Consider the following 23,213-nt stretch of genomic DNA (forward strand, 5'->3'; position numbering starts at 1 on the left):
GGTCCGGCAAGGCCCCGGCTCAGCGGTGCCCGGCAAGGCCCCGGCTCAGCGGTGCCCGGCAAGGCCCCGGCTCAGCCGTGCCCGGCTCAGCCGCGGAAGCCGAGCAGCCCGTGCAGCTCGGCGCCGCGCGCCGCCTCGCCTCCGGACCGCGCGCGCCGCGGCTTGGGATCCGGCAGCGCCTTGCACACCGCGTCGACCTCGCCGCCGCTGCTCGGCACCTCGCCCTTGTCGAGGTACTTCGCCAAGTAGCGGTCCAGGCAGGTGTTCCCGCTCAGGGTGACGCCGTGGTTGCCGCCGCCCCACTCCACCACGAGGCGTGAGCCGCGCAGCTTGCGGTGCATCTGGACCGCGCCCTCGTAGGGGGTCGCCGCGTCGTCCGTCGCCTGGAAGAGCAGCACCGGCGGCAGCGCGGAGTTGCGGACGTCCGTCGGGTCCAGCGAGGCGGTCGGCCAGAACGCGCACGGCGCGTTGTACCAGGCGTTGTTCCAGGCCATGAAGGGCGCCTTCGCGTATACCGCCCAGGTGTCCTCGCGCCAGCGGTCCCAGTCGCGCGGCCACGGCGCGTCCCGGCACTGGACGGCCGCGTACACCGAGAAGCTGTTGTCGCCCGCCGCGTCCACGGCGCCCAGGCGCTCGTACGCCGTCACCAGCGGGCCGGTGCGCTTGTCGTTCGCGTAGGCGGCGAAGGCCTTGGCGAGCAGCGGCCAGTAGCCGTTGTAGTAGCCGCCCGGCAGATAGGTGTCCTCCAGCTCGGCGGCGCCGACCTTCCTGCCCGCGGGCTTCTTGGCGACGGCGGCGCGCATGGCGTACCACTTCGCCTCGACCTTCGCCGGGTCCTTGCCGAGCTTGTACGTCGCGTGGTGCTTGGCCACCCAGGCGAGGAACGCCTTGTGCCGGGCGTCGAACGCGAAGTCCTGGGTGAGGTTGGCCTCGTACCAGACCGCCGTCGGGTCGACCACGGAGTCGAGCACCATGCGGCGTACGCGGTCGGGGAACAGCCGCGCGTGGACGGCGCCCAGATAGGTGCCGTACGAGTACCCGAAGTAGTTGATCTTCCGGGCGCCGAGCGCCGCACGGATGGCGTCGATGTCCTTGGCGGCGCTGACCGTGTCGATGTACGGCAGGACGTCGGCGTGCTTCTTCGCGCAGGCCTTGGCGAACGCTCGCACGCGGTGCAGGTTCGCGCTCTCCAGGGCGGGCGTCGCCGGCACCGAGTCGGGCCGGACCGGGGCGGCGTGCCCGGGGCGGCAGTTGAGGGCCGGGGTGCTGCGGCCGACGCCGCGCGGGTCGAAGCCGACGACGTCGTACTGTGCGGCCACCTTCTTCGGCAGGGACGCGGCGACGGATCCGGCCATCGTCAGGCCGCTGCCGCCGGGGCCGCCGGGGTTGACCAGGAGGGGCCCCTGGTACGTCTTCGCGGTGTGCCGCACGCGGGAGAGGGCGAGCGTGATCTGCCGCCCGTGCCGGTGGTCGTGGTCGAGGGGCACCTTCAGGGACGCGCACTCCAGGCGCGGGTGGTCGGGCGTCGCGCACTTCTTCCACACGAGGGTCTTCGGCGGGTGCGGGGTGCGCGGCGCGGTCCGGGTGTCGGCACCCGCGGCGGCGGGCACCGCCGCGACGAGGCCGGCCACCAGGGCGGCGACACCGCACAGAGAGACGGCGCTTCTTCTCATCGAGCCTCCCGGGACGGAGGGTTCGGGGCCGTGCGGCCACGGCCCCCGCCGCATGGTCCCGGAATCCATGCCCGGAAGAGGGTGTTCTGACAAGAAATGACCTGAAAGGAGCACGGTGGGAACGGGTGCTCACCACCTGCCGGTCACAGCAGCGTGAGCTGCGTGGCACCCGGTGCGGACGGGGCCTCCTGGGGCGCCTCCCGTGGCGTGCGGATGCGGCGCGCGGCACCCGCGCGCGTGGGGCCGATGCCGAACTCCTCGGCCAGCTCATGCACGTGGCGGGTGATCCGGCGCTGGTACCACTTGGGTGCGTAGGCGCCCTCTGCGTAGAGCCGTTCGTAGCGCCGCACCAGATGGGGGTGGTGGTGCCCCAGCCACTCCATGAACCACTCGCGTGCGCCGGGGCGCAGATGCAGCACGAGCGGGGTGACCGATGTCGCCCCGGCCTCGGCGACGGCCCGCACCGTGGCGCGCAGCTGGTCCGGGTGGTCGCCGAGGAAGGGGATCACCGGCGCCATCAGGACGCCGCAGCCGATGCCGTGCTCGGTGAGCGTGCGCACGACCTCCAGGCGCCGCGCGGGCGCGGGCGTGCCTGGCTCGACGGTGCGCCACAGGGTGTCGTCGAGGAAGCCGACGGACACCGAGATGCCGACGTCCGTGACGGCGGCGGCCTGCCGCAGCAGGTCGAGGTCGCGCAGGATCAGCGTGCCCTTGGTGAGGATCGAGAAGGGGTTCGCGTGCTCGCGCAGGGCCTCGATGATGCCCGGCATCAGGCGGTAGCGGCCCTCCGCGCGCTGGTAGCAGTCGACGTTCGTGCCCATCGCGATGTGATCGCCGTGCCAGCGGGGCGAGGCGAGCTGGCGGCGCAGGAGGTCGGGCGCGTTCACCTTCACGACGATCTGGCTGTCGAAGCCGAGCCCGGTATCGAGGTCCAGATAGCTGTGCGTCTTGCGCGCGAAGCAGTACACGCACGCGTGCGTGCAGCCGCGGTAGGGGTTGACCGTCCACTCGAAGGGCATGCGCGAGGCCCCGGGCACACGGTTCACGATCGTCCTGGCCCGGATCTCGTGGAAGGTGATCCCCCGGAACTCGGGCGTGTCGAAGGTCCGTGTGGTCACCGCGTCCGCGCCGAACAGCGCGGCGTCCGCGGTGCCCCGGCGCGGCCCGTCGGACAGGTTCTCCCAGCGCATGACGCCTCCTCGGTAGCACTGACCACAGAATAGAACACATGTTCCCTTGATCGTGCGAACGTCATCCCCGAGCTGAGGGGGACCCGATTTGGGGCGCCGCCGCACGGGGTGGTTGGGTGACGGTCGAACCCTTGAGACACCAACGGGAGGAAGTGTCATGGCGCAGGTCGAGGCGACCACGGAGCGGATCATCACGGCGCGGCCGGAGGACGTCTTCGATGCGCTCGCCGACTACAGCGGCACGCGCGAGAAGGTCCTGTCCGAGCACTTCAGCGAGTACGAGGTGCGCGAGGGCGGCGACGGCGAGGGCACCCTCGTCCACTGGAAGCTCCAGGCCACCAGCAAGCGCGTGCGTGACTGCCTGCTCGAGGTGAGCGAGCCCACCGACGGCGAGCTGGTCGAGAAGGACCGCAACTCGTCCATGGTCACCACCTGGCGCGTGACCCCTGCGGGCGAGGGCAAGGCGCGCGTGGTCGTCACCACGGTGTGGAACGGCGCGGGCGGCATCGGCGGCTTCTTCGAGAAGACCTTCGCCCCCAAGGGCCTCGCCCGCATCTACGACGCCGTCCTCGACAAGCTCGCCGCCGAGGTCGAGAAGTAGCCGAAGGCGTCACCGGCCGGGGCCCCGACGAGCCGTCCGGGCCGCGCGGCCGGGGTTGAGGAGCGGTGGCGAGAAATCGCCTCACCCGGCACGGGGGGTGGGGGGGGGGGGGGGGGGGGGGGGGGGGGGGGGGAAGACACCCCCCCCCCCCCGCCCCCAGCCCCCCCCCCCCCCCCCCCTCCCCCCCCCCCCCCCAACTCCCGTTTAAGCCATCAGGGTTGTTCGCACGCTCACCGTTTCGGGTGGTTTCCCGCGCGGGCCGGTCGTGCGCCGTAGGGCTCCCACCGGCGCTTACGTGCGCCGGTGCACCTCTCGGGGGGACTCGTCGCGCTTGCTCGCAGTTGTCGCGTAATGCGAGAAATGGGCGGCGCAGGCGTGACGAGGGGAGCATCAGGTGGGTGGGACGACGCTGGCGATGAGCGCGGAGCACGGCGAACGGAAGGCCACCCGGGCCCCGGAGGCCGGCGCGGCACAGGAGCCACCTCCCCCGGAGGTCTGGGGGCCGCCCCCGCGGGAGCTGAGCCCCTCCCGGGTCCGCATGGTCTTCTTCGCCCTGATGCTGGCCCTGCTGCTCGCAGCGCTTGAGCAGATGATCGTGGCCACGGCCCTGCCGAAGATCGTCGGCGAGCTGCACGGCCTGGACCGGATGTCGTGGGCGATCACGGCCTATCTGCTCACGTCCACCGTCGGCCTGCCTATCTACGGCAAGCTCGGCGACCTCTTCGGGCGCAAGGGCGTCTTCCAGTTCGCGATCGTCGTCTTCGTGATCGGCTCCGCGCTCGCGGGCTGGTCGCGGACCATGGACCAGCTCATCGCCTTCCGCGCCCTCCAGGGCGTCGGCGCGGGCGGCCTGATGATCGGCGTCCAGGCGATCATGGCGGACATCGTGCCCCCACGCGCGCGGGGCCGCTACATGGGCGTGATCGGGGCCGCCTTCGGGCTCGCGTCCGTAGCCGGCCCGCTGCTCGGCGGGTTCTTCACCGACCACGTCTCCTGGCGCTGGTGCTTCTACTTCAACGTGCCGTTCGGCCTGGTCACCCTGGTCGTCGTCGCGCTCGTGCTCAAGCTTCCCAAACCTGCCGCCCGGGGGCGCCTCGACGTACTCGGCGCGCTGCTGCTCACGGCGGCGTCCACCTGCCTGGTGCTCCTGACGAGCTGGGGCGGCACCGAGCACGCCTGGGGCTCGCGCGTCATCCTGGGGCTCGCCGCCGGCGCGGTCGTGACGACCGTGCTCTTCCTGGTGGTCGAACGGTTCGCGGCAGAACCGATCATCCCGCTCCGCCTGTTCCGTGATTCTGTCTTCAACATCACGGGTCTTGTAGGGCTCGTCGTGGGAATCGCCCTCTTCGGAGCGGCCAGTTACCTGCCGACGTTCCTCCAGATGGTCGACGGCGCGAGCGCCACGGAATCCGGGCTCCTCATGCTGCCGATGATGGGGGGCGTCGTCGGCGCGTCGATCGTCGCCGGGCAGCTCATCAGCCACACCGGGCGCTACCGGATCTACCCCATCCTCGGCGGCGTCCTGTCGGTGATCGGCATGTACTTGCTCTCACGCCTGGAGGCCGACACGCCCCGGCTGCACTACAGCGTCTGGATGGCCGTCCTCGGCGCCGGTGTCGGCCTGGTCATGCCCGTGCTGGTCCTCGCCGTGCAGAACACCGTACGGCCCGCCGACCTCGGCACCGCCACCAGCGCCAACAACTACTTCCGGCAGATCGGCGGCAGCGTCGGCGCCGCCGTGTTCGGCACGCTCTTCGCGAACCGGCTCACCGACGCGCTGGCCGACCGGCTGCCCGACACCGCCGGCCTGCCGGACCCCGAGTCGATCACCCCGCAGGTCGTCCACGTGATGCCCGCCCACCTGCGCGAGGGCTACATCCAGGCGTACGCCGACGCGATGCCCCGGATCTTCCTCTACCTGGTGCCGGTGCTCGTCCTCGGCCTGCTGTTCGCCTTCTTCCTCAAGGAGACACCCCTGTTGTCCAGTGCCGCGTCCACCAACGCCTCCCTCGCCGAGCCCCCGGTCATCCCCGAGGCCCGCTCCCCGTACGTCGCGGGCGTGCCCGTCTGCGGGACCGTGCAGCACCCCGACGGCACCGTCGTGCCCCGCGCCGCCCTGACGCTCATCGACGTCGCGGGCCAGCAGATCGGCCGGGGCGCGAGCGGCGACGACGGGCGGTACGCGCTCGCCACCCCCGGGTCCGGATCGTTCGTGCTGATCGCGGCGGCGGGCGGGCACCAGCCGCAGGCCGTCACCGTGACCGTCGGCGAGCGGCCGGTGGAGCTGGACGTCGTCCTCGGCGGCGCCGGGCGGCTCGCCGGGACCGTGCGCACGGCTGACGGCACGCCCGTACGGGACGCCGCCGTGACCCTGACCGACGTCCGCGGTGACGTCGTCGCCACGGCCCGCAGCGGACGCGAGGGCGGCTATGTGATCACGGAGCTGGTGGCCGGTGAGTACACCCTCGCCGCGAGCGCCCCCGCCTTCCGGCCGGCGGCCCTGCCGGTCAGCGTCCAGGCCTCCCGGGAGACCCGCCAGGACATCGAGCTGGCCGGCGGCGCCGTGCTGCGCGGGACCGTGCGGGCCACCGGCGGACGGCCCGTGGAGGACGCGCGCGTGACGCTCCTCGACGCCGCGGGCAACGTCGTCGACACGCTCACCACCAGCGTGGACGGCACCTTCCGGTTCGTCGACCTGTCGTCCGGCGAGTACACCGTGATCGCGGCGGGCTACCCGCCGGTCGCGACGGTGCTTCAGGTCGCCGGGGGCGGCCGGACGGAGCGGGACCTGCAATTGGGCCACGAGGACTGACCGGCCGAGGGGGGGGCGGCCGGGCCGCCCGGATCGAGAGGGCCCAGCGGACCGAGCGGCGGGACCGGGCCGAGCGGCGGGACCGGGCCGAGCGGCGGGACCGGGGCGACCGACGGGTCCGCGCCGACCGGCGGGGCCGGACCGAGCGGCGGGACCGGGCCGAGCGGACCGAAAGGATCGGACAGTATCGCTCCCCGGGCGGTCAATTCGCGCAAGGCAGCGCGTGACAACCCGTACCGGCCGTACGGTGGTTGAGGGGCGGTGCAGATCTTGCCGCGCCGTGGGAAGGAGCCTTGGCCATGGAGCGTGGGACCCCGGACGGCGGACCCGCGACGCACAGCGTCGCGTCCGGCCGCATCCCCCTGGCCGTCGTCGTGATCGACGGCGCCGGACTCGTCTCCCACTGGAGCGTCGGCGCACGCCGCCTGTTCGGCTACGCCAAGGACGACGCGGTGGGGCATCCGGCGGGCGACCTGCTGCCCGTGTCCGGCGCGCTGCCGCCGCAGGACGGCACGCGCTACGGCACGTACGACGCCTTGGGACCGGACCTGGGGAACTCCCTGGACGGGCACATCTCCTACCCGGCCGCGGGCCGCGCCCGGCTGACGCCGTCGGCGAGCGGCGGCGGCCGCGGCGAGCGCGTGGACGTGCTGTGGTGGGCCTATCCGCTGGTCGGCCCGGGCCCGGAGCGGATGCTCGTGCTCGCGGCGGACGCGGCCCGGCTCGCCCGGGGCGACGGCGTGGACCGCGCCCATGTGGAGCGCATAGCGCCCGGGTTCGCGCTGCACACCGACTTCCCCGGGGCGGACGACCTCGCGGAGCGGCTCCCGGAGATCCTGCCCAGCATGAGCGTGTCCGAGAGCGCCCGCATCGTCTCGCAGATCCTGGAACTGGGCTATCCGGTACTCGAATTCAGCCAGCACGACCGGGTGCCCGTCACGCCCGACTGGGGCGTGCCGCGCCGGACCGAGCGCCAGGCGCGCAAGCAGCGCGCGGCGGAGGCGGCAGCCGCCGGGCTTGCGCCGGGCTCGGAGAGCGCCGACGACGCCGACGACGCCGAAGACCTGGAGTACGCGGCGGTCCGCGAGCACCTGGAGTTCCTGAACGAGGTGAGCGCGCGCATCGGCTCCTCGCTCGACCTGGCCCGCACCATCCAGGAAGTCAGCAAGGCGGTCGTGCCGCGCTTCACCGACGTCGCGGGCACGTATCTGCGCGAGCAGGTCGTCGCGGGAGAGGGCTTCCCCGAAGGCGTGCCGGACGAGACCACGCTGTGGCACCGCGTCGCCGTGGAGCACACCGACGAGCCGGGCCGCTGGGACGACGTCGTGCCCGTCGGCGAGTCCATGCCGTTCCCCTCGCACACGCCGTTCTTCCAGTGCATGACGTCGGGCGATCCGGTGCTCGTCCCGCGCATCACCGAGGAGATGGGCAACGCCATCGCCTCGCAGTTCGAGAAGCGCGACATCCGCCCGCTCATCAACCACCGCTCGATGCTGATCGTGCCCCTGAAGGCACGCAATGTGGTGCTCGGCTTCATGATCCTGCTGCGCCACCGGGAGCGGCCTGTCTTCAACGACATGGACCGCGTGACCGGGGCCGAACTGGCCGCCCGCGCGGGCCTCGTGCTGGACAACGCGCGCATGTACACGTACCAGGAGTCGGTCGCCGACACCCTCCAGGACAGCATGCTGCCGCACATAGAGCCCCGGATGTCCGGCTGCGACATCGCCACCCGCTATCTGCCGGGCACCCTGCTCGGCCGCGTCGGCGGCGACTGGTTCGACTCCGTGAAGCTGCCCGGCGCGCGGACGGCGCTCGTCGTCGGCGACGTCATGGGCCACGGCCTGAACTCGGCGGCGATGATGGGCCAGTTGCGCACCGCCGTGCAGACCATGGCCGCGCTCGACCTGCCGCCCGCCCAGCTCCTGCGGAACCTGGACGACCTGGCGCAGCGCCTCGGCGAGCACTACCTGGCGACGTGCCTGTACGCGGTGTACGACCCCATCGCCGGCGACCTGCACCTGGCGAACGCGGGCCATATCCCGCCCGTCCTGGTCCGGGCCCGCTCCGGCCGCAGCGAACTCCTCGACCTGCCGACCGGGGCGCCCATAGGCGTCGGCGGCGTGCCCTTCGAGTCCGTCCGGGTCCGCGTCGCGCCCGGCGACCGGCTGCTGATGTGCACCGACGGGCTCGTGGAGGTGCGCGGCGAGGACATCGGCGTCGGCCTCGCCACGCTCGTCGAATCCGCGGCCCACCCCGCCGCGTCCATGGACGCGGCCTGCGACACGATCATCCGCGCGCTCAACACCCGCGGCGGCCGCAAGGACGACGTGGCCCTCCTGATGGCCCGCCTGAACGGCGTCGCCTCCGAGGACGTCGGACACTGGCGGCTCGCGGCGGACCCCTCCGAGGTCAGCAGGGCCCGCGACCTCGTGCGCCGCCAACTGCGCGGCTGGGGCCTCGACGCCCTGGAGGACACCGCGACCCTGCTGGTCAGCGAACTCGTCACCAACGCCGTACGGCACACGCGCGGCGGCCGCATCGGGCTGCGTCTGGTCCGCTCGGGACGGATCCTGTGCGAGGTCGACGACACGGACCCGTCGCTGCCGACACTCCTGAACGCCGGGCCCGGCGACGAGTTCGGGCGCGGCCTGCGCGTCGTGACGCGACTCGCCAAGGAGTGGGGCACGAGCAGCGGCAGCGCGGGCAAGACGGTGTGGTTCGAACTGGAGTCGCCGCGCCGCTAGCTCCCCCTGGGGCGCGCACCGCGTGCCGCGCCCCGTCACGCGTGCCGGTACGCGGGCACACGCCGGGGAACGCGTATCGAAAGCGCCGTGAAGGTACGCGCGTGTGACTTGTCGAGCGCCCCCCTGAGCGGTAGACCGATCTTGTCGCCGGTTTCGGCGGCACCGGCCGCACCGGTCGCACGCACCGGTCACACCGGACACACCTTGGGGAGCTGGGCATGAGCGTCACGAGTCGGTACCGGGAAGCGTGGGAGGGCTTCTGGAGCGAGGCGCCCGAGGACGAGGGCGCCGTCTTCTGGGACGCCGAGCCCGCCCTGACCGTGGGCCTCCACCTGGCCCTGTTCGAGCCGTACGTGACCGCGCGCGGCCTGCCGGTCGTCGACGTCGGCTGCGGCAACGGCACCCAGACCCGCTTCCTCGCCGACCGCTTCCCGCGCGTCCTCGGCCTCGACCTGTCGGCCGCCGCGATCGAGCACGCCCGGCGCGCGGACCCCGCGGAACAGGCCGAGTACCGGCAGCTCGACGCGGCCGACAAGAGCACCGCCGAGCAACTGCACGCGGAACTCGGCGACGTGAACGTGTACATGCGCGGCGTGCTTCACCAGTGCGAGCCCGACGACCGGCAGCCCCTGGCCGACTCCCTCGCCGCGCTCACCGGCGAGCGCGGCCGGGCCTTCCTCGTCGAGCTGTCCGAGGCGGCACGGCCGGTCCTGGCCCGCCTGGCCCAGGACGCCGACGGCCCACCGCCCAAGCTGGCGCCGGTCTTCGCCCACGGCCTCACGCCCGGCGAGGTCGCCGACGCGGCCCTCCTCGACCACATCCACGCGGCGGGCCTCACCGTCCTGGCCAGCGGCGAACTCCCGCTGGCCACGACCGAGTTCCTGCCCGACGGCACCCGCGTCGAACTGCCCTCCACCTGGCTGGTGGCGGGCCGCGGCGAGTTGTCCACAGGCCCCAGTGGTCTGAACCAGTGAGAGTTATCCACAGGCCTGGCACGGGGTCGGCGCGACCGCGTACGGTTTCGAGGCATGGAGATCCTCATCTCTGAGGACGGCGGGGGTGGCCTTGATGCTGTTCTGCTTGTCGAAGGCGAGCTGGTCTTGGAGACCCAGGTGTCGTGGGTTCCCTCCTTGACGGCTGTGAAGAATCGTGTCGTGGTGAGATGCCGGGCTTCTTTCGCCAGGTCGATCAGGACTTGTTCGTCGCCGAAGGTGTCGCTGCTCTCGTCGGGTGCGTGGGCGTACAGGACGTCGTGGAGTTCGCGGAACCGCCCCTCGTCCTGGGCGGCGGCCAGTGCGCTGGCCGCGTTGCGCGATCCGCGGCCGCCGGTGATGCGGTCGACGAACGACAGGATGTGGTACTCCGCGCGGGGCCTGCCCTCGTCCTCAAGCTTGCTGACGGCCTTGTGGAGGACCTTCTCGGTCTCCGCGCATCCCGGGCGGCGGAGGTCTTCGTAGACATCGAGGGTGGCGGGAGCGTCCTCCCGGCCCGCGGGGATGACGAAGCCGTCCTTGCCGATGGCCCCCGCGGCCGACGTCGTGGATGGTGTTCCCGACCCGGGGTGTGGAATCCGGCGCGTGTCGATCGGTGAGGGACATGGTCACCTGGGCTCACTGGTGGGGTGGGAGCCGATGTCGGCAGGGCTCCGAGGTGCAGGGGCCGGTGGTCGGGGAAAGGGCTGAGGGTGCGACCCAGTGCCCGGTTGAGGGCGTGAAGTGCCGGCCGTGTTCAAGGGCGCGGCGTGGAGCGGCAGGCGATCGTGTACAGCTCCCGGGCGGCGCCGACGAGGCGCTGGCCGGTGGGCCACACCGCCCGCAGTGACCTGGAGGGCTCGAAGCCCTGGACCGTCACCGCTGTCAGTGACCCGGCGGCCAGTTCGCGGTGGACCGCGAGTGAGCTGAGTATCGCCGAGCCCGCCCCGCACGCCACCGCGTTCTTGATGGCGGTGTTGGAGGACAGGGCGAGCAGGACGCGCGGTTGCCAGGCAGGCACCCGTGTCACGAGGGTGGATTCGAAGACAGCACGCGTCCCGGAGCCGGTTTCCCGCTGGATCAGCGGGGCCTCCGCCAGCTCGGTCACGGTGATCGCGGTGCGTCGTGCCCATGGGTGCTGCGGTGCCACGACGGTCACGAGCCGGTCCCGTGCCACGACGTGGGTGTCGAACTCCGGGGCGGCCTTGGGCCCTTCGACGAAGCCGATGTCGGCGTGTCCGGCGAGCACGGCCTCACCTGCCTCCCGTGAGTTGCACGCCATCAGCGTCACGGTGGTGTCCGGTGTCCGCTCCTGGAGGGCTGTGAGCCACTTGGGGAACAGGTGGTCGGACACGGTCTGGCTGGCTGCCACCTGCAGGTGCGAGCCACGCTGTGAACGCAAGGTGGAGGCGGTCATCTCCAGACGGTGGGCCGCGTCGACCACCTCCTTCGCGCCCGCCGCGATCAGTTCCCCCATGGGCGAGGGTCGGGAGCCGCGCGCGGAGCGTTCCAGGACCGGTACGCCGACCGTCCTCTCCAGCTGCTGTATGCGGGAGCTGGCGGAAGGCTGGCTGATGCCGTGAGCCTGTGCGGCGCGCCCCAGGCTGCCGAGTTCGATGACGCTGAGCAGCAGGTCGAGAGCGGGAAGGTCCGGGATGCGAGTGGACAACGGCATGGAGCTATCCCCCAAAGGGTGAAGTGCGGGCCGTCAGCGGCGCTGGGGCGAGGGGGCGTGACACGGGGCGGCGGGGCCCACGTGGAGGCGCCCGTGGGCGCGCACGGCGGAGGTTCGGTGCTGATGGCGCGTGATCGTTGCCATGCCCTCATGCTCGATCCGGCGCGATACGGGCGGTAGGAGGCATTTCGTTAATGGGTCATCACATGCGCTTATGGCTTTAGGCGTGGTCGCGGAACTCGACACCTGTCACCGGGCAGGCGGAAGCGAAGGCGGGAGGCGGGCGAGGGCCGTGTCCAGGGCCGCGGGGGCTGCCGAGGGCTATGGATCCATCGCTCGGCGCCCCCTACCGACGCGGTGCGCTCCGGCTGAAGGCTAGGGGCAAGATCACCAAGGAATCGGACAGACGGAGACCAGACGATGACACGCGAGCCACAGGCGAACGAAACCCACCCCCCGGCCGTCGCAGCGGCTTCAGACCCGGGGCTCCCGGACAATGCGGGCACCTCATCGGCTGAGCGGACGCGCGCCGGACAGCAAGCGCTGATGGCTGCCGTGAGCGAAGGAGCGGGGCGCGTGGCGGAGGCCGTGGCCGCCTCCCGCGAGGGAAGCCGGCGGGACGGCGGATCAGCCGTCTCGCGGCTCGAGGCCGAGGCGGTGTCGGCGGTCACGCGTCACCAGGGCCGCTCCGCCGACACCGGTCCGTCGCGCACCGCCGATGGACGGGCGGAGGCAGGCCGAGCTAATGGAGCGAGCGACGCTGAACAGCTGGACCACCAGGCCTGTCGGAACCCTCAGACCTGTGAGGACCCTGCAGTCTGCGAGGACCGTGAGGCCCGGCAGGACCCGCAGGCCCGGCGAGACCATCAAGCCTGACGGATAACGGAGAGGCGTACGGAGCGAAGAGGCCGCCGCCTGCGCCCGCCCAAGCCCCTGCGTGTGGATTGTCTGCCCATGCGCAGGGGCTTCGTGGTGGATGGTGTGCGGGTGACACAGGTGCCCGGAGTGAGCCCTCGGCAGGGTGCGGTGTGCGTTCGACGCCCAGCGGGCATCGCCGCGCGGCTGGTCGTGGAGGGCTCGCCGGGTGCCGTTGATGTGCGTGATCGTGAGTGAGGAAGAGCTCGGATGCTTGTGTGGTGGGAGGCGCGGCCCGACGGCGCACGGCCGCAATGGAGTCTGGAGCCGTTCGTGAGCGTGGGGCCCCTGCGCTTCGGGATGAGTCCCGGTGACGTGACTGCGGTGTTGAAGGAATGCGCGACGGGTGCGAGGCAGTACACGCGTCCTGTACTGACCGAGGGCCGGTACGGCACGGTGCGGGGGGACTGCTGGTCGTTCGGCCTGACGCTGTACTACGGCCCGGCGGGCGGACTGCGGGGTGTCTCGGTCGACGCGCTCAAGGGTCCCCAGATCCGTATGGACGACAAGGCGCTCGTGGGCCGGGCGCCATCGGAACTCGAACAGTGGATGATCAACCGGTGTGGGCGCCGCGAGCCTGGTCTGGAACTGGTCTATCTGGATCCTGGCCTCCTCGGTTCACAGGACTTGGGCGTGGTGGTCGGTTTGCAGCGCTCCGGTGACCGGCTGCTCTCCCGGCCCGTCTTCCTTCCCGCCGAGGCCATGGACGACCCCTTCTCCTTCCTCCCCGCGGAGGTGTGGCCCACCCGCTGAACCGGTTCACGGGGGGCCGCTTCCTCTGCACAGGTCAACACCTCTGCTCAGGGGGCCATGGGTCCAAGGCGCAGGCCCCGTCGGCCGAGGAGCCGTCGGCCGCGGCCGCGTTGCCCCGTACGGCGTCGGAAGGGAAGACCGCCCATGCCGAACCGCGGAACACCGGGGAGGGGCGGGCTGACACGAGCCGCCGGTCGAATCTGACGGCGGAGCCGGTCGGACTTCCCGGCACCTTCATACCGGGTGCCGATTGGCGGGAGTTCGACCTCGTCCTGGACAATCTCACGGGGCAGGGGCTGGACGGGCGTTCGCTGTGGGCCTGCTGACAGTTGATGTCGGTGCCAGCCCCGACCTGGTCGCGATACTGCCCTTGACGGAGATCACTCTGCCGCTGGGCCAGTCCACTTTCCGGATGCGGATGAAGTTCGCCGCGGACACTCCACTGACGGAGTTCTTCATGGCGCCCAGGCCGGACATCAACAACGACGGAGGCCCTGTCGGCAACTGAGAGCCGTCGCCGACTCCGGCGGCGCGGCGAGTGCGCCTTGGGCACGCGGCCTAGGACGGCTGGTCGCCGGGCAGCGCGGGCCAGGGCGTCTTCGCCAGGTACTCCGGTACGGGGGAGAACGTGTCGGGGTCCGCCTGGGCCCAGTCGACCGCCCAGGAAGGAGGCGGGTAGGCGAGGAGCTCGCCGTGGTCCAGCCACTCGTAGAGTTCGAAGTAGGAGCGGGTGAGCCCGGAGTCCAGTCGTCGCCGGAGCAGGCTGGGGTGCAGTTCGCCGGGGTGTCGTACGCCCAGAGTGGCCATGATCTGCTGGGCGCTGTGCACCGTCGCCTGCTGGAAGCGCCGCACGCGCTGGGCCTTGTCTCCCACGTGAAGGGCCCGGGCCCGCTTGGGATCCTGGGTGGCGACACCTGTGGGGCAGGCGTTGGAGTGGCACTGCTGGGCCTGGATGCAGCCCAGGGCGAGCAACATCGCGCGTGCCGAGTTGGTGAAGTCGGCACCTTGCACGAGGCGGGCGACGACGTCGCCGCCGGTGGCGATCTTGCCACTGGCGCCCAGCGTGACGCGGTCGCGCAAGCCGGTGCCCACCAGCGCGTTGTGCAGGGTGATCAGGCCGTCGGTCAGTGGCATGCCCAAGTGGTCGGTGAATTCCAGGGGGGCCGCACCGGTCCCGCCTTCCGCTCCGTCGACCACGACGAAGTCCGGAGCGGAGTCTTCCGCCAGCATCGCCTTGCAGAGGGCCAGGACCTGGTGGCGCGATCCGACGCACAGCTTGATCCCGACGGGCTTACCGCGTGCGAGCGTACGCAGGCGGGCGACGAATCGGATGAGTTCCCTGGGGGTGCGGCACTCGGGGTGCCAGGCGGGTGAAACGACGGTCTCACCGGGGACGACGCCCCGGGCGCGGGCGACCTCCGCGTTCACCTTGGCGGCCGGAAGCACGCCTCCCATGCCGGGCTTCGCTCCCTGGGACAGTTTGAGCAGGACGCACTTGACGTTCGGCAGGGCGGCGGTCACCTTGAACTGCTCGGGGTCGAAGCGCCCCTCAGGGGTGCGGCAGCCGAAATAGCCGGTGCCTATCTGCCAGATCAGATCGCCGCCGGACAGGTGATGGCGGGACAGGCCGCCCTCGCCGGTGTCATGGGCGAAGCCGCCCCGGAGCGCCCCCTCGTTCAGCGCGCGGATCGCGGGGCCCGACAGCGCGCCGAAGCTCATCGCCGACACGTTCAGTAGCGCCATGTCGTAAGGCTGGAGGCAGTCGGGGCCGCCGACGCGCACGGTGAGCGGCTCGTCGGGGACCGGCTCGGGGGCCATCGACGTCACGAAGAACTCGTGGCCGGTGGCGTAGACGTCCCGCTCCGTACCGAAGGCCTTCTGAGCCGTTTCCCCCTTGGCCCGCTGGTACACCAGGCTGCGCACATCGCGGGAGAACGGCCTGCCGTCCAGGCTCGACTCGACGAAATACTGCCGTATTTCAGGGCGGATCCGCTCCATCGCGAACCGCAGGTGCCCCAGCAGGGGGTAGCTCCGCAGGATCGCGTGGCGTCGCTGGCAGACGTCGTAGAGGCCGCGGACGGTCAGCGCCGCGGACATCGCGGAGACCACCCACCACCAAGGCGATACGGCAGCGGCGAGCAGGCCGCTGAGGACGGCGATCGCGGTCACCCCGGCAAGAGCGGAGTACCGGGCTGTGTACGGGAGGGATGTCATGTGCGTGAGTCGATCCTCGGCAGACGGCTACGGGCATTCACACCCTCTTGCCGCCCGCGCGCGTTGCGGAAGCCGGTGCCGGTCTATGCGTCCATAGACCCGGCCTGGGACAGCGCGAGATGCCCGAGCACCCTCCTGTCGCGGCTCAGAGGTCGGATATGACGAGTCCGACGAGGAAAGACGCGACCTCGGCCCGGTCGATCTGGACGAGGGAGCCGCGTGCGACACCGTCGTTCAGCGCGAACATCAGGGCGAAGCCGAGGGGCTGGACGGTGACGCCTTCACTGGTGACGGGGCTGGTCAGGGCATCCAGGAGCGCGCTGTACGAGAAGCCCCACGTGGTGATCTCACAAGCCCGCTCGTCGACGCAGCGCAGACGTACGAACCACGGATCCTCGGGGCTGGACGAGGCGGTCACCAGGACTTCGACGGGGTGCTGCCCCGGGGCCGAGCGATGGCCGGTGAAGATGGCGTGTCTGGGCGCGCTGGGCATACTGCTTCTCCCTTCGAGGTCATGCTCGTACGGCGGATCGCCCGGCCTACGTCAGGCGGCCCGTGACCTGGGCCCAGCGGCGAGGTCTGGCTGGCAACTGGTGACATGCGCACTCGGCCAAGGGTCAGACCTGACGGCGGCGATGCCTTCCGGCCCCCGCAGCGCAGGCGGCACCCAGCACGACTGCGCTGCCGCCAATGCCGAGTGCCCAGCTCACAGCCTTGTCCGCACCAGTGTGCGCGAGGGCGCCGGACGAGTCCTGCCCGCCGGAGTGGTCGCCATGGGCGGCTTCACCATGAGCGGGCGTCACGACGTCCTTCTCGGGAGCATCGGTTCCGGGACCGGGGGCAGGCTTCTTCCCTTGGCCGTCGGGGTCTTTTCCGTTCCCGGGGTTTTCTCCGCTTCCGGGCTTCTCCTCGCTTCCGGGGTCCTCTCCGCTTCCGGGGTCCTCCCCGTTCCCGGGGTCCTTTCCGTTCCCGGGGTCCTTTCCGTTCCCGGGGTCCTCCCCGTTCCCGGGGTCCTCCCCGCCACCGCTCAAAGCTACGATCTTCGACTTTTCCCAGTAGTCCTCGGGGCCCACGTTGACCTCTGTGTCCGGCCGGGGCCCGAGGTAGAAGTAGGTCAGCGGAGCGTCCGAGGTGAACTTGAGCCGCATCGGGAAAGTCGTCTTCCCAGGGGCCACCGTGGTGCCGAGTACAGGCAGGATCGCGCCAACGTCGCGCTCCCGACCCGCCACTTGCAGGTCGGCATCGAGCCACGACCCATCGACAAGCATCTGAAGGTTCATGTGCCGCGGCACGAGAGCTGGGTCGGGGTAGAGGGTGTTCACCTCCATGTAGAGGAGGGATTCGTCCCCGTCCATGTCGTGTCCCGTGGTGTTGCTCAGGACCAGGTCGAACTCGCCCCAACCGCCGCCCGCCACGAACTCGGCGGGAACGCCGGTCAGTACTGCCTCCAGGCCGAGCTGCGGCTTGTCGGACCGGTCCTCCACAGCGGTCGGCGGAACGGTGCGCGAAGATTCCCCGCGCTGCGACGACGGGGGCGGGGACAGCGAAGGGGCCTCGGGCGCCGCCGAGTCCTTTCCACGGGCCGGGTCACTGGCAGGCGGTTCCTTTTCCTCCGGGACCTCGGAGGCCTCCGGTTCCGGAGCGGGTGCTGCCATGGAAGGCGCCGAGGGCTTCCCCTCTTGCGCGGCTGCGGGCATGACGGCCCAGATCGTCGGGGTGGCCACGGAGAAGGCGGCGAGGACTGCCATACGTAGGGGTTTCAAGGGAATGCCGATTTCTTTCAGAACGAGCAAGGTACGGCCCTCACTCTTGCCGCAAAGTCAGAGCGCTCATAGACCTTGTTCACCTCTGGGGCCATAAGCGCGACCTATGGCGGCGAGCGTCCCCGCAGGTGTCGAGGGAGGGGCAACGAGCGCCCTGTGGACCACGTCGGCCAACGCCCGGGGCCGGATGAGCGACTCCCGCAGCGGGTGGCGCCCTTCACGCACCCGCCGGGGTTCACTTACAGGTGGGCTCGGTCGGCAGTCAGCGCCCGGGCCCTGCTGGGGGACGGGGCCAACAGGACGATGGCGGGTGCGTACGCCCTCGCGGAAGAGTTCGCCGCCCATCCCGGTGATCACGCTCTCCCGGGCCTCGCGCGCGAAGCCGCGACACCACGATGACCGTCGGCACCCACGCCGCGCTCCAGGCCCAGCGTGAGGCATGGGACACGGCCGGCGTCGCCCTGCTCGGAGCTGGTGAAACCGTGTCATCAACTGATGCCAAAGGTATGGTCCCTTGATGGTCGCATGGCTCCTGGCCTGGGAAATGAGCGGCGAGTACGGTGGTGCAGCATGAAGATCCTCATCAGCGCCGACATGGAGGGCGCCACAGGTGTGACCTGGCCGGCTGACGTGCTGCCGGGCACGCCGCAGTGGGAGCGGTGCCGGTCGATGTTCACCTCGGACGTGAACGCGGCGGTGCTCGGCTTCTTCGACGGCGGCGCCGACGAGGTGCTCGTCAACGAGGCGCACTGGACGATGCGCAACCTCCTGCTCGAAGAGCTGGACGAGCGCGTGCAGATGCTCACCGGCCGCCACAAGGAACTGTCCATGGTCGAGGGCGTCCAGCACGGCGGCGGTCAGGCCGTGGACGGCATCGCCTTCCTCGGCTATCACGCGGGCGCCGGCATGGAGGGCGTCCTCGCGCACACCTACCTTGCGAACCAGATCACGGGTGTGTGGGTCAACGGCGTCCGTGCCAGCGAGGGCCTGCTGAACTCGCACGTGGTGGCCGAGTTCGGCGTCCCCGTCATCCTCGTCACCGGCGACGACCTGGCCTGCGAGGACGCCCTCGGCTATGCGCCAGGCGCGCTGAAGGTCGCCGTCAAGGACCACGTGTCGCGGTACGCGGCGGTGTGCCGCACCCCCGCCCGCACCGCCGCCGACATCCGCGCCGCCGCGAAGGAGGCGGCGACCCTCGCCGTGCGGCACGAGCCGGTGGCGGGCGGCCCGTTCACCGTGGAGGTCGAGTTCGACGCCGAGCACCTGGCGATGGCCGCGACGGTGGTTCCTGGAGTGCGGCGCGTGGCGGAGCGGAAGGTCGCGTACACGAGCGGGACCATGTACGAAGGCATTCGCACGTTCAAGGCGGTCACCACGATCGCCTCCGCCGCGGTGGAGGAGCAGTATGGCTGAGCAGGTGGACTCATCGGCACTGGACGAGGTCGTCCGGTTCACCTCCGATCTCATCCGCATCGACACCACCAACAGGGGCGACGGCGAGTGCCGCGAGCGCCCCGCCGCCGAGTACGCCGCGGCGCTGCTCGCCGAGACCGGCCTGGAGCCCACCCTCCTGGAGCGCACCCCGGGCCGTACGAACGTGGTCGCCCGCATCGAGGGCACGGACCCGGGCGCCGACGCGCTGCTGGTCCACGGCCACCTCGACGTCGTGCCCGCCGAGGCAGCCGACTGGAGCGTGCCGCCGTTCTCCGGCGAGATCCGCGACGGCGTCGTGTGGGGCCGCGGCGCCATCGACATGAAGAACATGGACGCGATGATCCTGGCCGTGGTGCGCGGCTGGGCGCGCGCCGGAGTGCGGCCCCGGCGCGACATCGTGATCGCGTTCACCGCAGACGAGGAGGCCAGCGCGCGCGACGGCTCCGGCTTCCTCGCCGACGAGCACCCCGAGCTGTTCGAGGGCTGCACCGAGGGCGTCAGCGAGTCCGGCGCGTTCACCTTCCACGACGGCCGGGGCAATCAGCTCTATCCGATCGCCGCGGGGGAGCGCGGCACCGGCTGGCTCAAGCTCACCGCGCGCGGCACAGCGGGCCACGGCTCCAAGGTCAACAAGGAGAACGCGGTCAGCAGGCTCGCCACCGCCATCCACCGCATCGGGGAGCACCGCTGGCCGGTCCGGCTCACCCCCACCGTGCGGGCGGCCCTGGTGGAGCTGGCCGGGATCTACGGCCTGGAGGCCGACCCGGACGCCCCCGGGTTCGACGTCGACGGCTTCATGGAGAAGCTCGGCCCCACCGCCGCCCTGGTCGAGCCCACGGTGCGCAACAGCGCCAACCCCACGATGCTCCGCTCCGGTTACAAGGTGAACGTGGTCCCGGGCGAGGCGACCGCCTACGTGGACGGCAGGTTCGTGCCCGGCGGCGAGGAAGAGTTCCGCACCACCCTTGACCGGCTGACCGGACCGGACGTCGACTGGGAGTTCCACCACCGGGAGGTGGCGTTGCAGGCGCCGGTGGACACGCCCACGTTCGCCAAGATGCGCGCGGCCGTGGCCGAGTTCGCCCCGGACGGCCGCGTCGTGCCGTACTGCATGTCGGGCGGCACGGACGCCAAGCAGTTCTCGCGGCTCGGCATCCGGGGCTATGGCTTCTCGCCTCTGAGGACGCCGGAAGGCTTCGACTACCAGGCGCTCTTCCACGGAGTGGACGAGCGGGTGCCGGTCGAGGCGCTGCACTTCGGCACGCGGGTACTCGACCGGTATCTGCGCACGGCCTGACCGGCCGACCGAGCACCTGAAGGACCGAAGGACCGAAGGACCAATGGGGGAACGGACTATGGGGGAGATGATCGACATGGCGCAGACCAAGCCGTACGGCTCGTGGCGGTCCCCGATCGACGCCGGGCTCGCCGCGGCGCACGACGGCCGCCCCGCCTTCGCGGGCTTCGTGGGCGGCGAGGCGTGGTGGACGGAGCCGCGCCCCCTGGAGGGCGGCCGGCGCGCGCTGCTGCGCCGCCATCCCGACGGCCGCGAGGAGTCGGTGCTGCCCGCCCCGTGGGACGTCCGCAGCCGGGTCCTGGAGTACGGCGGCCTGCCCTGGGCCGGCGCCGAGCGCCACGGGGACCCGCGCGGCCCGCTGATCGTCTTCACGCACTTCCCCGACCAGCGCTTGTACGTCCACGAGCCGGACGTCCCCGGCGCGGAGCCGAGACCCCTGACCCCGGTGTCGGAGGTGGGCGGCGGGCTGCGCTGGGCGGACCCGCGGATCCACCTCGACCGGGGCGAGGTGTGGTGCGTCCTGGAGGAGTTCACCGGAGAGGAGCAGACCGACGTGCGGCGGGTGGTCGCCGCCGTGCCCCTCGACGGCTCGGCCGCAGGGGACCGGGCCGCGGTGCGGGAGCTGTCCGACGGGCGGCACCGGTTCGTCACCGGTCCGCGCCTGGCACCGGACGGCGCACACGTCGCCTGGCTCGCCTGGGACCACCCCCGGATGCCCTGGGACGGCACGGAGCTGATGGTCGCCGAGGTCGGCGCGGACGGCGCCTTCGGCGGCGCGCGCCGGTTCGCCGGTGGCCCGGAGGAGTCGATCGCGCAGGTCGAGTGGGCCTGCGACGGGCGGCTGCTGTTCACCAGTGACCGCACGGGCTGGTGGAATCTGTACCGCGCGGGGCTCGACGGCGCCCCCGTCGCGCTCTGCCCGCGCGAGGAGGAGTTCGGCGGGCCGCTGTGGCAGATCGGGCTCAGCTGGTTCGCGCCGCTGGACAGCGGCCTGATCGCGGTCGTGCACGGCACGGGCGCCACCGCCCTCGGTGTGCTCGACCCGGAGACGGGCGAGGTCGTCGACGCGGCCGGGCCCTGGACGGAGTGGTCGGCCTGTGTCGCCGTCAGCGGCACCCGCGTCATCGGTGTCGCCGCGAGCCCCCGCAGCGCGTACGAGGTCGTGGAGCTGGACACCCGCACCGGCCGGGCCCGCGTCGTCGGCGCGGCGCACGACGACCCGGTGGACCCCACGTACTACCCCGAACCGCAGATCCGGACGTTCCTCGGCCCCGACGGCCGGGAGATCCACGCGCATGTGTATCCGCCGCACCACCCGGGCCACCTCGCCCCCGACGACGAGCTGCCGCCGTACGTGATGTGGGCGCACGGGGGGCCCACCTCGCGCGCGCCGCTCGTCCTCGACCTGGTGATCGCCTACTTCACCTCGCGCGGCATCGGCGTCGCCGACGTCAACTACGGCGGCTCGACGGGTTATGGCCGTGAGTACCGCGACCGCCTGCGTGAGCAGTGGGGCGTCGTCGACGTCGAGGACTGCGCCGCCGTCGCGGTCGCGCTCGCGGAGGAGGGCACCGCCGACCCCGCGCGCCTGGCGATCCGGGGCGGCAGCGCGGGCGGCTGGACCACGGCCAGCTCCCTCACGACGACGGACGTGTACGCCTGCGGCACGATCGTCTACCCCGTCCTCGACCTCACGTCCTGGAGCGAAGGGGAGACCCACGACTTCGAGTCGCGCTATCTGGACACGCTGATCGGGCCGCCGGACGAGGTGCCCAGCCGGTACGAGGAGCGTTCGCCCACGTGCCACGCCGATCAGGTCACCGCGCCGTTCCTGCTGCTCCAGGGCCTGGACGACGTGATCTGTCCGCCCGCGCAGAGCGAGCGGTTCCTGGAGCGGATGGAGGGCCGCGGGGTGCCGCACGCGTACCTCGCCTTCGAGGGCGAGGGGCACGGCTTCCGGCGGGCCGAGACCATGGTCCGGGCCCTCGAAGCCGAACTGTCGCTGTACGCGCAGGTGTTCCGGCTCGATCCGGCGGGCGGGCTGCCGCCGCTGGAGCTGACGACGTGAGCGCGGTGACCGCACGGCCGACGTGGCCGACGGGGCTGACGCGGCCCCCGCGGCTCGCCCCGGGTGCCCGGGTCGTGGTCGTCGCGCCCAGCGGGCCCGTCCCCGAGGACGGGCTCGCGGCGGGCCTGGACATCCTGCGCGGCTGGGACCTCGACCCCGTGGCCGCCCCGCATGTCCGGGACACGCACCCGCGGTTCGACTATCTCGCGGGCACGGACGAGGACCGGGCGCGGGACCTCCAGAGCGCCTGGTGCGACCCGTCGGTGGCGGCGGTGTTCTGCGCGCGCGGCGGGTACGGGGCGGCGCGGATGGTCGACCTCCTCGACTGGGAGGCGATGCGGGCGGCGGGGCCCAAGGTGTTCCTGGGGTTCAGTGACATCACCACGCTGCACGAGGCGTTCGCGTGCCGCCTGGGGATCGTGACGCTGCACGGCCCGATGGTCGCGGATGTCGGATTCCTGAAGAACGCGCGGGCGCAGGAGCACCTGCGGGCCACCCTCTTCGAGCCGGAGTCCGTGCGGGTGCTCGCCTCCGCGGGCCGGCCGCTGGTGGGCGGGCGGGCCCACGGGGTGACGCTGGGCGGCTGTCTGTCGCTGCTCGCGGCGGACGTGGGCGCGGCGGGGGCCAGGGCCGGCGCGCGCGGCGGGCTGCTGCTCCTGGAGGACATCGGCGAGAGGACGTATCACATCGACCGCTTTCTGACGCAGCTGACGCGGGCGGGCTGGCTCGACGGTGCGGCCGGGGTGGTGCTCGGCTCGTGGGTGGAGTGCGAGGCGTACGACAGGCTGGGGCCGCTGCTCGCGGAGCGGCTCGAAGGGCTGGGGGTGCCGGTCGTGGAGGAGTTCGGGTTCGGGCACGGTGACGGGGCGCTGACGGTGCCGCTCGGGATACCGGGGCACCTGGACGCGGACGCGGGGACGCTGACGATGGACATACCCGCGCTCGTCTAGGGAGCGCGCGCGGTCGTGTGTGGCGTGCGCCCCGTTCGCTGAATTTCCGTCAAGAATCCAGTGCCACGGGCGTCGACCCCGCAGGACGCGTGTCTCAGCACGAGCGCGAGCCGGTGCCTGCCGGGCGGGGTCGGGTGCCCACACCGTGGA

Annotated in this window: 16 protein-coding genes and 1 pseudogene; 10 read left to right on the top strand and 7 right to left on the bottom strand. The window is 71.9% G+C overall.

The features are described from left to right. Window positions 1–86: 86 nt before the first annotated feature. Both AC07GB_RS08505 and AC07GB_RS08510 read right to left on the bottom strand, forming a co-directional pair. A complete protein-coding gene (locus AC07GB_RS08505) occupies window positions 87–1,673 on the bottom strand; it encodes an alpha/beta hydrolase (protein ID WP_478842892.1) in 1,587 nt (528 codons plus the stop codon). Window positions 1,674–1,816: 143 nt separating this feature from the next. Then, window positions 1,817–2,863: an Rv2578c family radical SAM protein gene (locus AC07GB_RS08510; protein WP_478842894.1), complete on the bottom strand. Its 1,047-nt coding sequence runs from the start codon at window positions 2,861–2,863 to the stop codon at window positions 1,817–1,819. Between the two features lie 157 nt (window positions 2,864–3,020). On the opposite strand from AC07GB_RS08510, the gene AC07GB_RS08515 reads away from it, so the two are divergent. The 4 genes from AC07GB_RS08515 to AC07GB_RS08530 all read left to right on the top strand — a co-directional run bounded on the left by AC07GB_RS08515 (window position 3,021) and on the right by AC07GB_RS08530 (window position 9,997). Beyond that, window positions 3,021–3,464, top strand: coding sequence for an SRPBCC family protein (locus tag AC07GB_RS08515; protein ID WP_478842896.1), 444 nt, complete (start codon window positions 3,021–3,023; stop codon window positions 3,462–3,464). Between the two features lie 394 nt (window positions 3,465–3,858). After that, on the top strand, window positions 3,859–6,276 hold the full coding sequence (locus tag AC07GB_RS08520) for an MFS transporter (protein WP_478842898.1): 2,418 nt from the start codon (window positions 3,859–3,861) through the stop codon (window positions 6,274–6,276). A 299-nt stretch (window positions 6,277–6,575) separates the two neighbouring features. Continuing rightward, on the top strand, window positions 6,576–9,023 hold the full coding sequence (locus AC07GB_RS08525; protein ID WP_478842900.1) for a SpoIIE family protein phosphatase: 2,448 nt from the start codon (window positions 6,576–6,578) through the stop codon (window positions 9,021–9,023). Between the two features lie 218 nt (window positions 9,024–9,241). Then, window positions 9,242–9,997 (top strand): class I SAM-dependent methyltransferase, encoded by a 756-nt coding sequence (locus AC07GB_RS08530; RefSeq protein WP_478842902.1) that lies wholly within the window; start codon window positions 9,242–9,244, stop codon window positions 9,995–9,997. 131 nt (window positions 9,998–10,128) lie between these two features. Here AC07GB_RS08530 and AC07GB_RS08535 read toward each other — a convergent pair. Both AC07GB_RS08535 and AC07GB_RS08540 read right to left on the bottom strand, forming a co-directional pair. Further along, window positions 10,129–10,608, bottom strand: a pseudogene (locus AC07GB_RS08535) (DsbA family protein); the annotation flags it as partial. A gap of 143 nt (window positions 10,609–10,751) precedes the next feature. After that, complete coding sequence (locus AC07GB_RS08540; RefSeq protein WP_478842904.1) at window positions 10,752–11,669, bottom strand: LysR family transcriptional regulator; 918 nt, start codon at window positions 11,667–11,669, stop codon at window positions 10,752–10,754. Between the two features lie 1,230 nt (window positions 11,670–12,899). Between AC07GB_RS08540 and AC07GB_RS08545 the strand changes: the two genes are divergently transcribed. Both AC07GB_RS08545 and AC07GB_RS08550 read left to right on the top strand, forming a co-directional pair. After that, window positions 12,900–13,337 (top strand): hypothetical protein, encoded by a 438-nt coding sequence (locus tag AC07GB_RS08545; protein ID WP_478842906.1) that lies wholly within the window; start codon window positions 12,900–12,902, stop codon window positions 13,335–13,337. A 370-nt stretch (window positions 13,338–13,707) separates the two neighbouring features. Beyond that, a complete protein-coding gene (locus AC07GB_RS08550; RefSeq protein ID WP_478842908.1) occupies window positions 13,708–13,845 on the top strand; it encodes a hypothetical protein in 138 nt (45 codons plus the stop codon). A gap of 50 nt (window positions 13,846–13,895) precedes the next feature. On the opposite strand, the gene AC07GB_RS08555 is transcribed toward AC07GB_RS08550, so the two are convergent. The 3 genes from AC07GB_RS08555 to AC07GB_RS08565 all read right to left on the bottom strand — a co-directional run bounded on the left by AC07GB_RS08555 (window position 13,896) and on the right by AC07GB_RS08565 (window position 17,344). After that, window positions 13,896–15,551, bottom strand: coding sequence for an FMN-binding glutamate synthase family protein (locus AC07GB_RS08555; RefSeq protein WP_478842910.1), 1,656 nt, complete (start codon window positions 15,549–15,551; stop codon window positions 13,896–13,898). A gap of 145 nt (window positions 15,552–15,696) precedes the next feature. After that, the gene (locus AC07GB_RS08560; protein WP_478842912.1) at window positions 15,697–16,044 is read right to left on the bottom strand and encodes a hypothetical protein; all 348 of its coding nucleotides are present in this window, start codon (window positions 16,042–16,044) and stop codon (window positions 15,697–15,699) included. Between the two features lie 124 nt (window positions 16,045–16,168). Further along, window positions 16,169–17,344, bottom strand: a complete 1,176-nt coding sequence (locus AC07GB_RS08565) for a hypothetical protein (RefSeq protein ID WP_478842914.1) — start codon at window positions 17,342–17,344, stop codon at window positions 16,169–16,171. 540 nt (window positions 17,345–17,884) lie between these two features. On the opposite strand from AC07GB_RS08565, the gene AC07GB_RS08570 reads away from it, so the two are divergent. The 4 genes from AC07GB_RS08570 (at window position 17,885) to AC07GB_RS08585 (ending at window position 23,063) form a co-directional block, all read left to right on the top strand. Continuing rightward, window positions 17,885–18,727, top strand: coding sequence for a M55 family metallopeptidase (locus AC07GB_RS08570; RefSeq protein WP_478842916.1), 843 nt, complete (start codon window positions 17,885–17,887; stop codon window positions 18,725–18,727). Further along, on the top strand, window positions 18,720–20,045 hold the full coding sequence (locus AC07GB_RS08575; protein WP_478842918.1) for a M20/M25/M40 family metallo-hydrolase: 1,326 nt from the start codon (window positions 18,720–18,722) through the stop codon (window positions 20,043–20,045). Before AC07GB_RS08570 ends, AC07GB_RS08575 begins: the two co-directional genes overlap by 8 nt. Before the next feature lie 67 nt (window positions 20,046–20,112). Next, window positions 20,113–22,113, top strand: a complete 2,001-nt coding sequence (locus AC07GB_RS08580) for a S9 family peptidase (protein WP_478843290.1) — start codon at window positions 20,113–20,115, stop codon at window positions 22,111–22,113. Next, complete coding sequence (locus tag AC07GB_RS08585) at window positions 22,110–23,063, top strand: S66 peptidase family protein (RefSeq protein WP_478842920.1); 954 nt, start codon at window positions 22,110–22,112, stop codon at window positions 23,061–23,063. Before AC07GB_RS08580 ends, AC07GB_RS08585 begins: the two co-directional genes overlap by 4 nt. Window positions 23,064–23,213 lie beyond the last annotated feature (150 nt).

The sequence above is a fragment of the Streptomyces sp. NPDC045778 genome, from assembly GCF_056431945.1.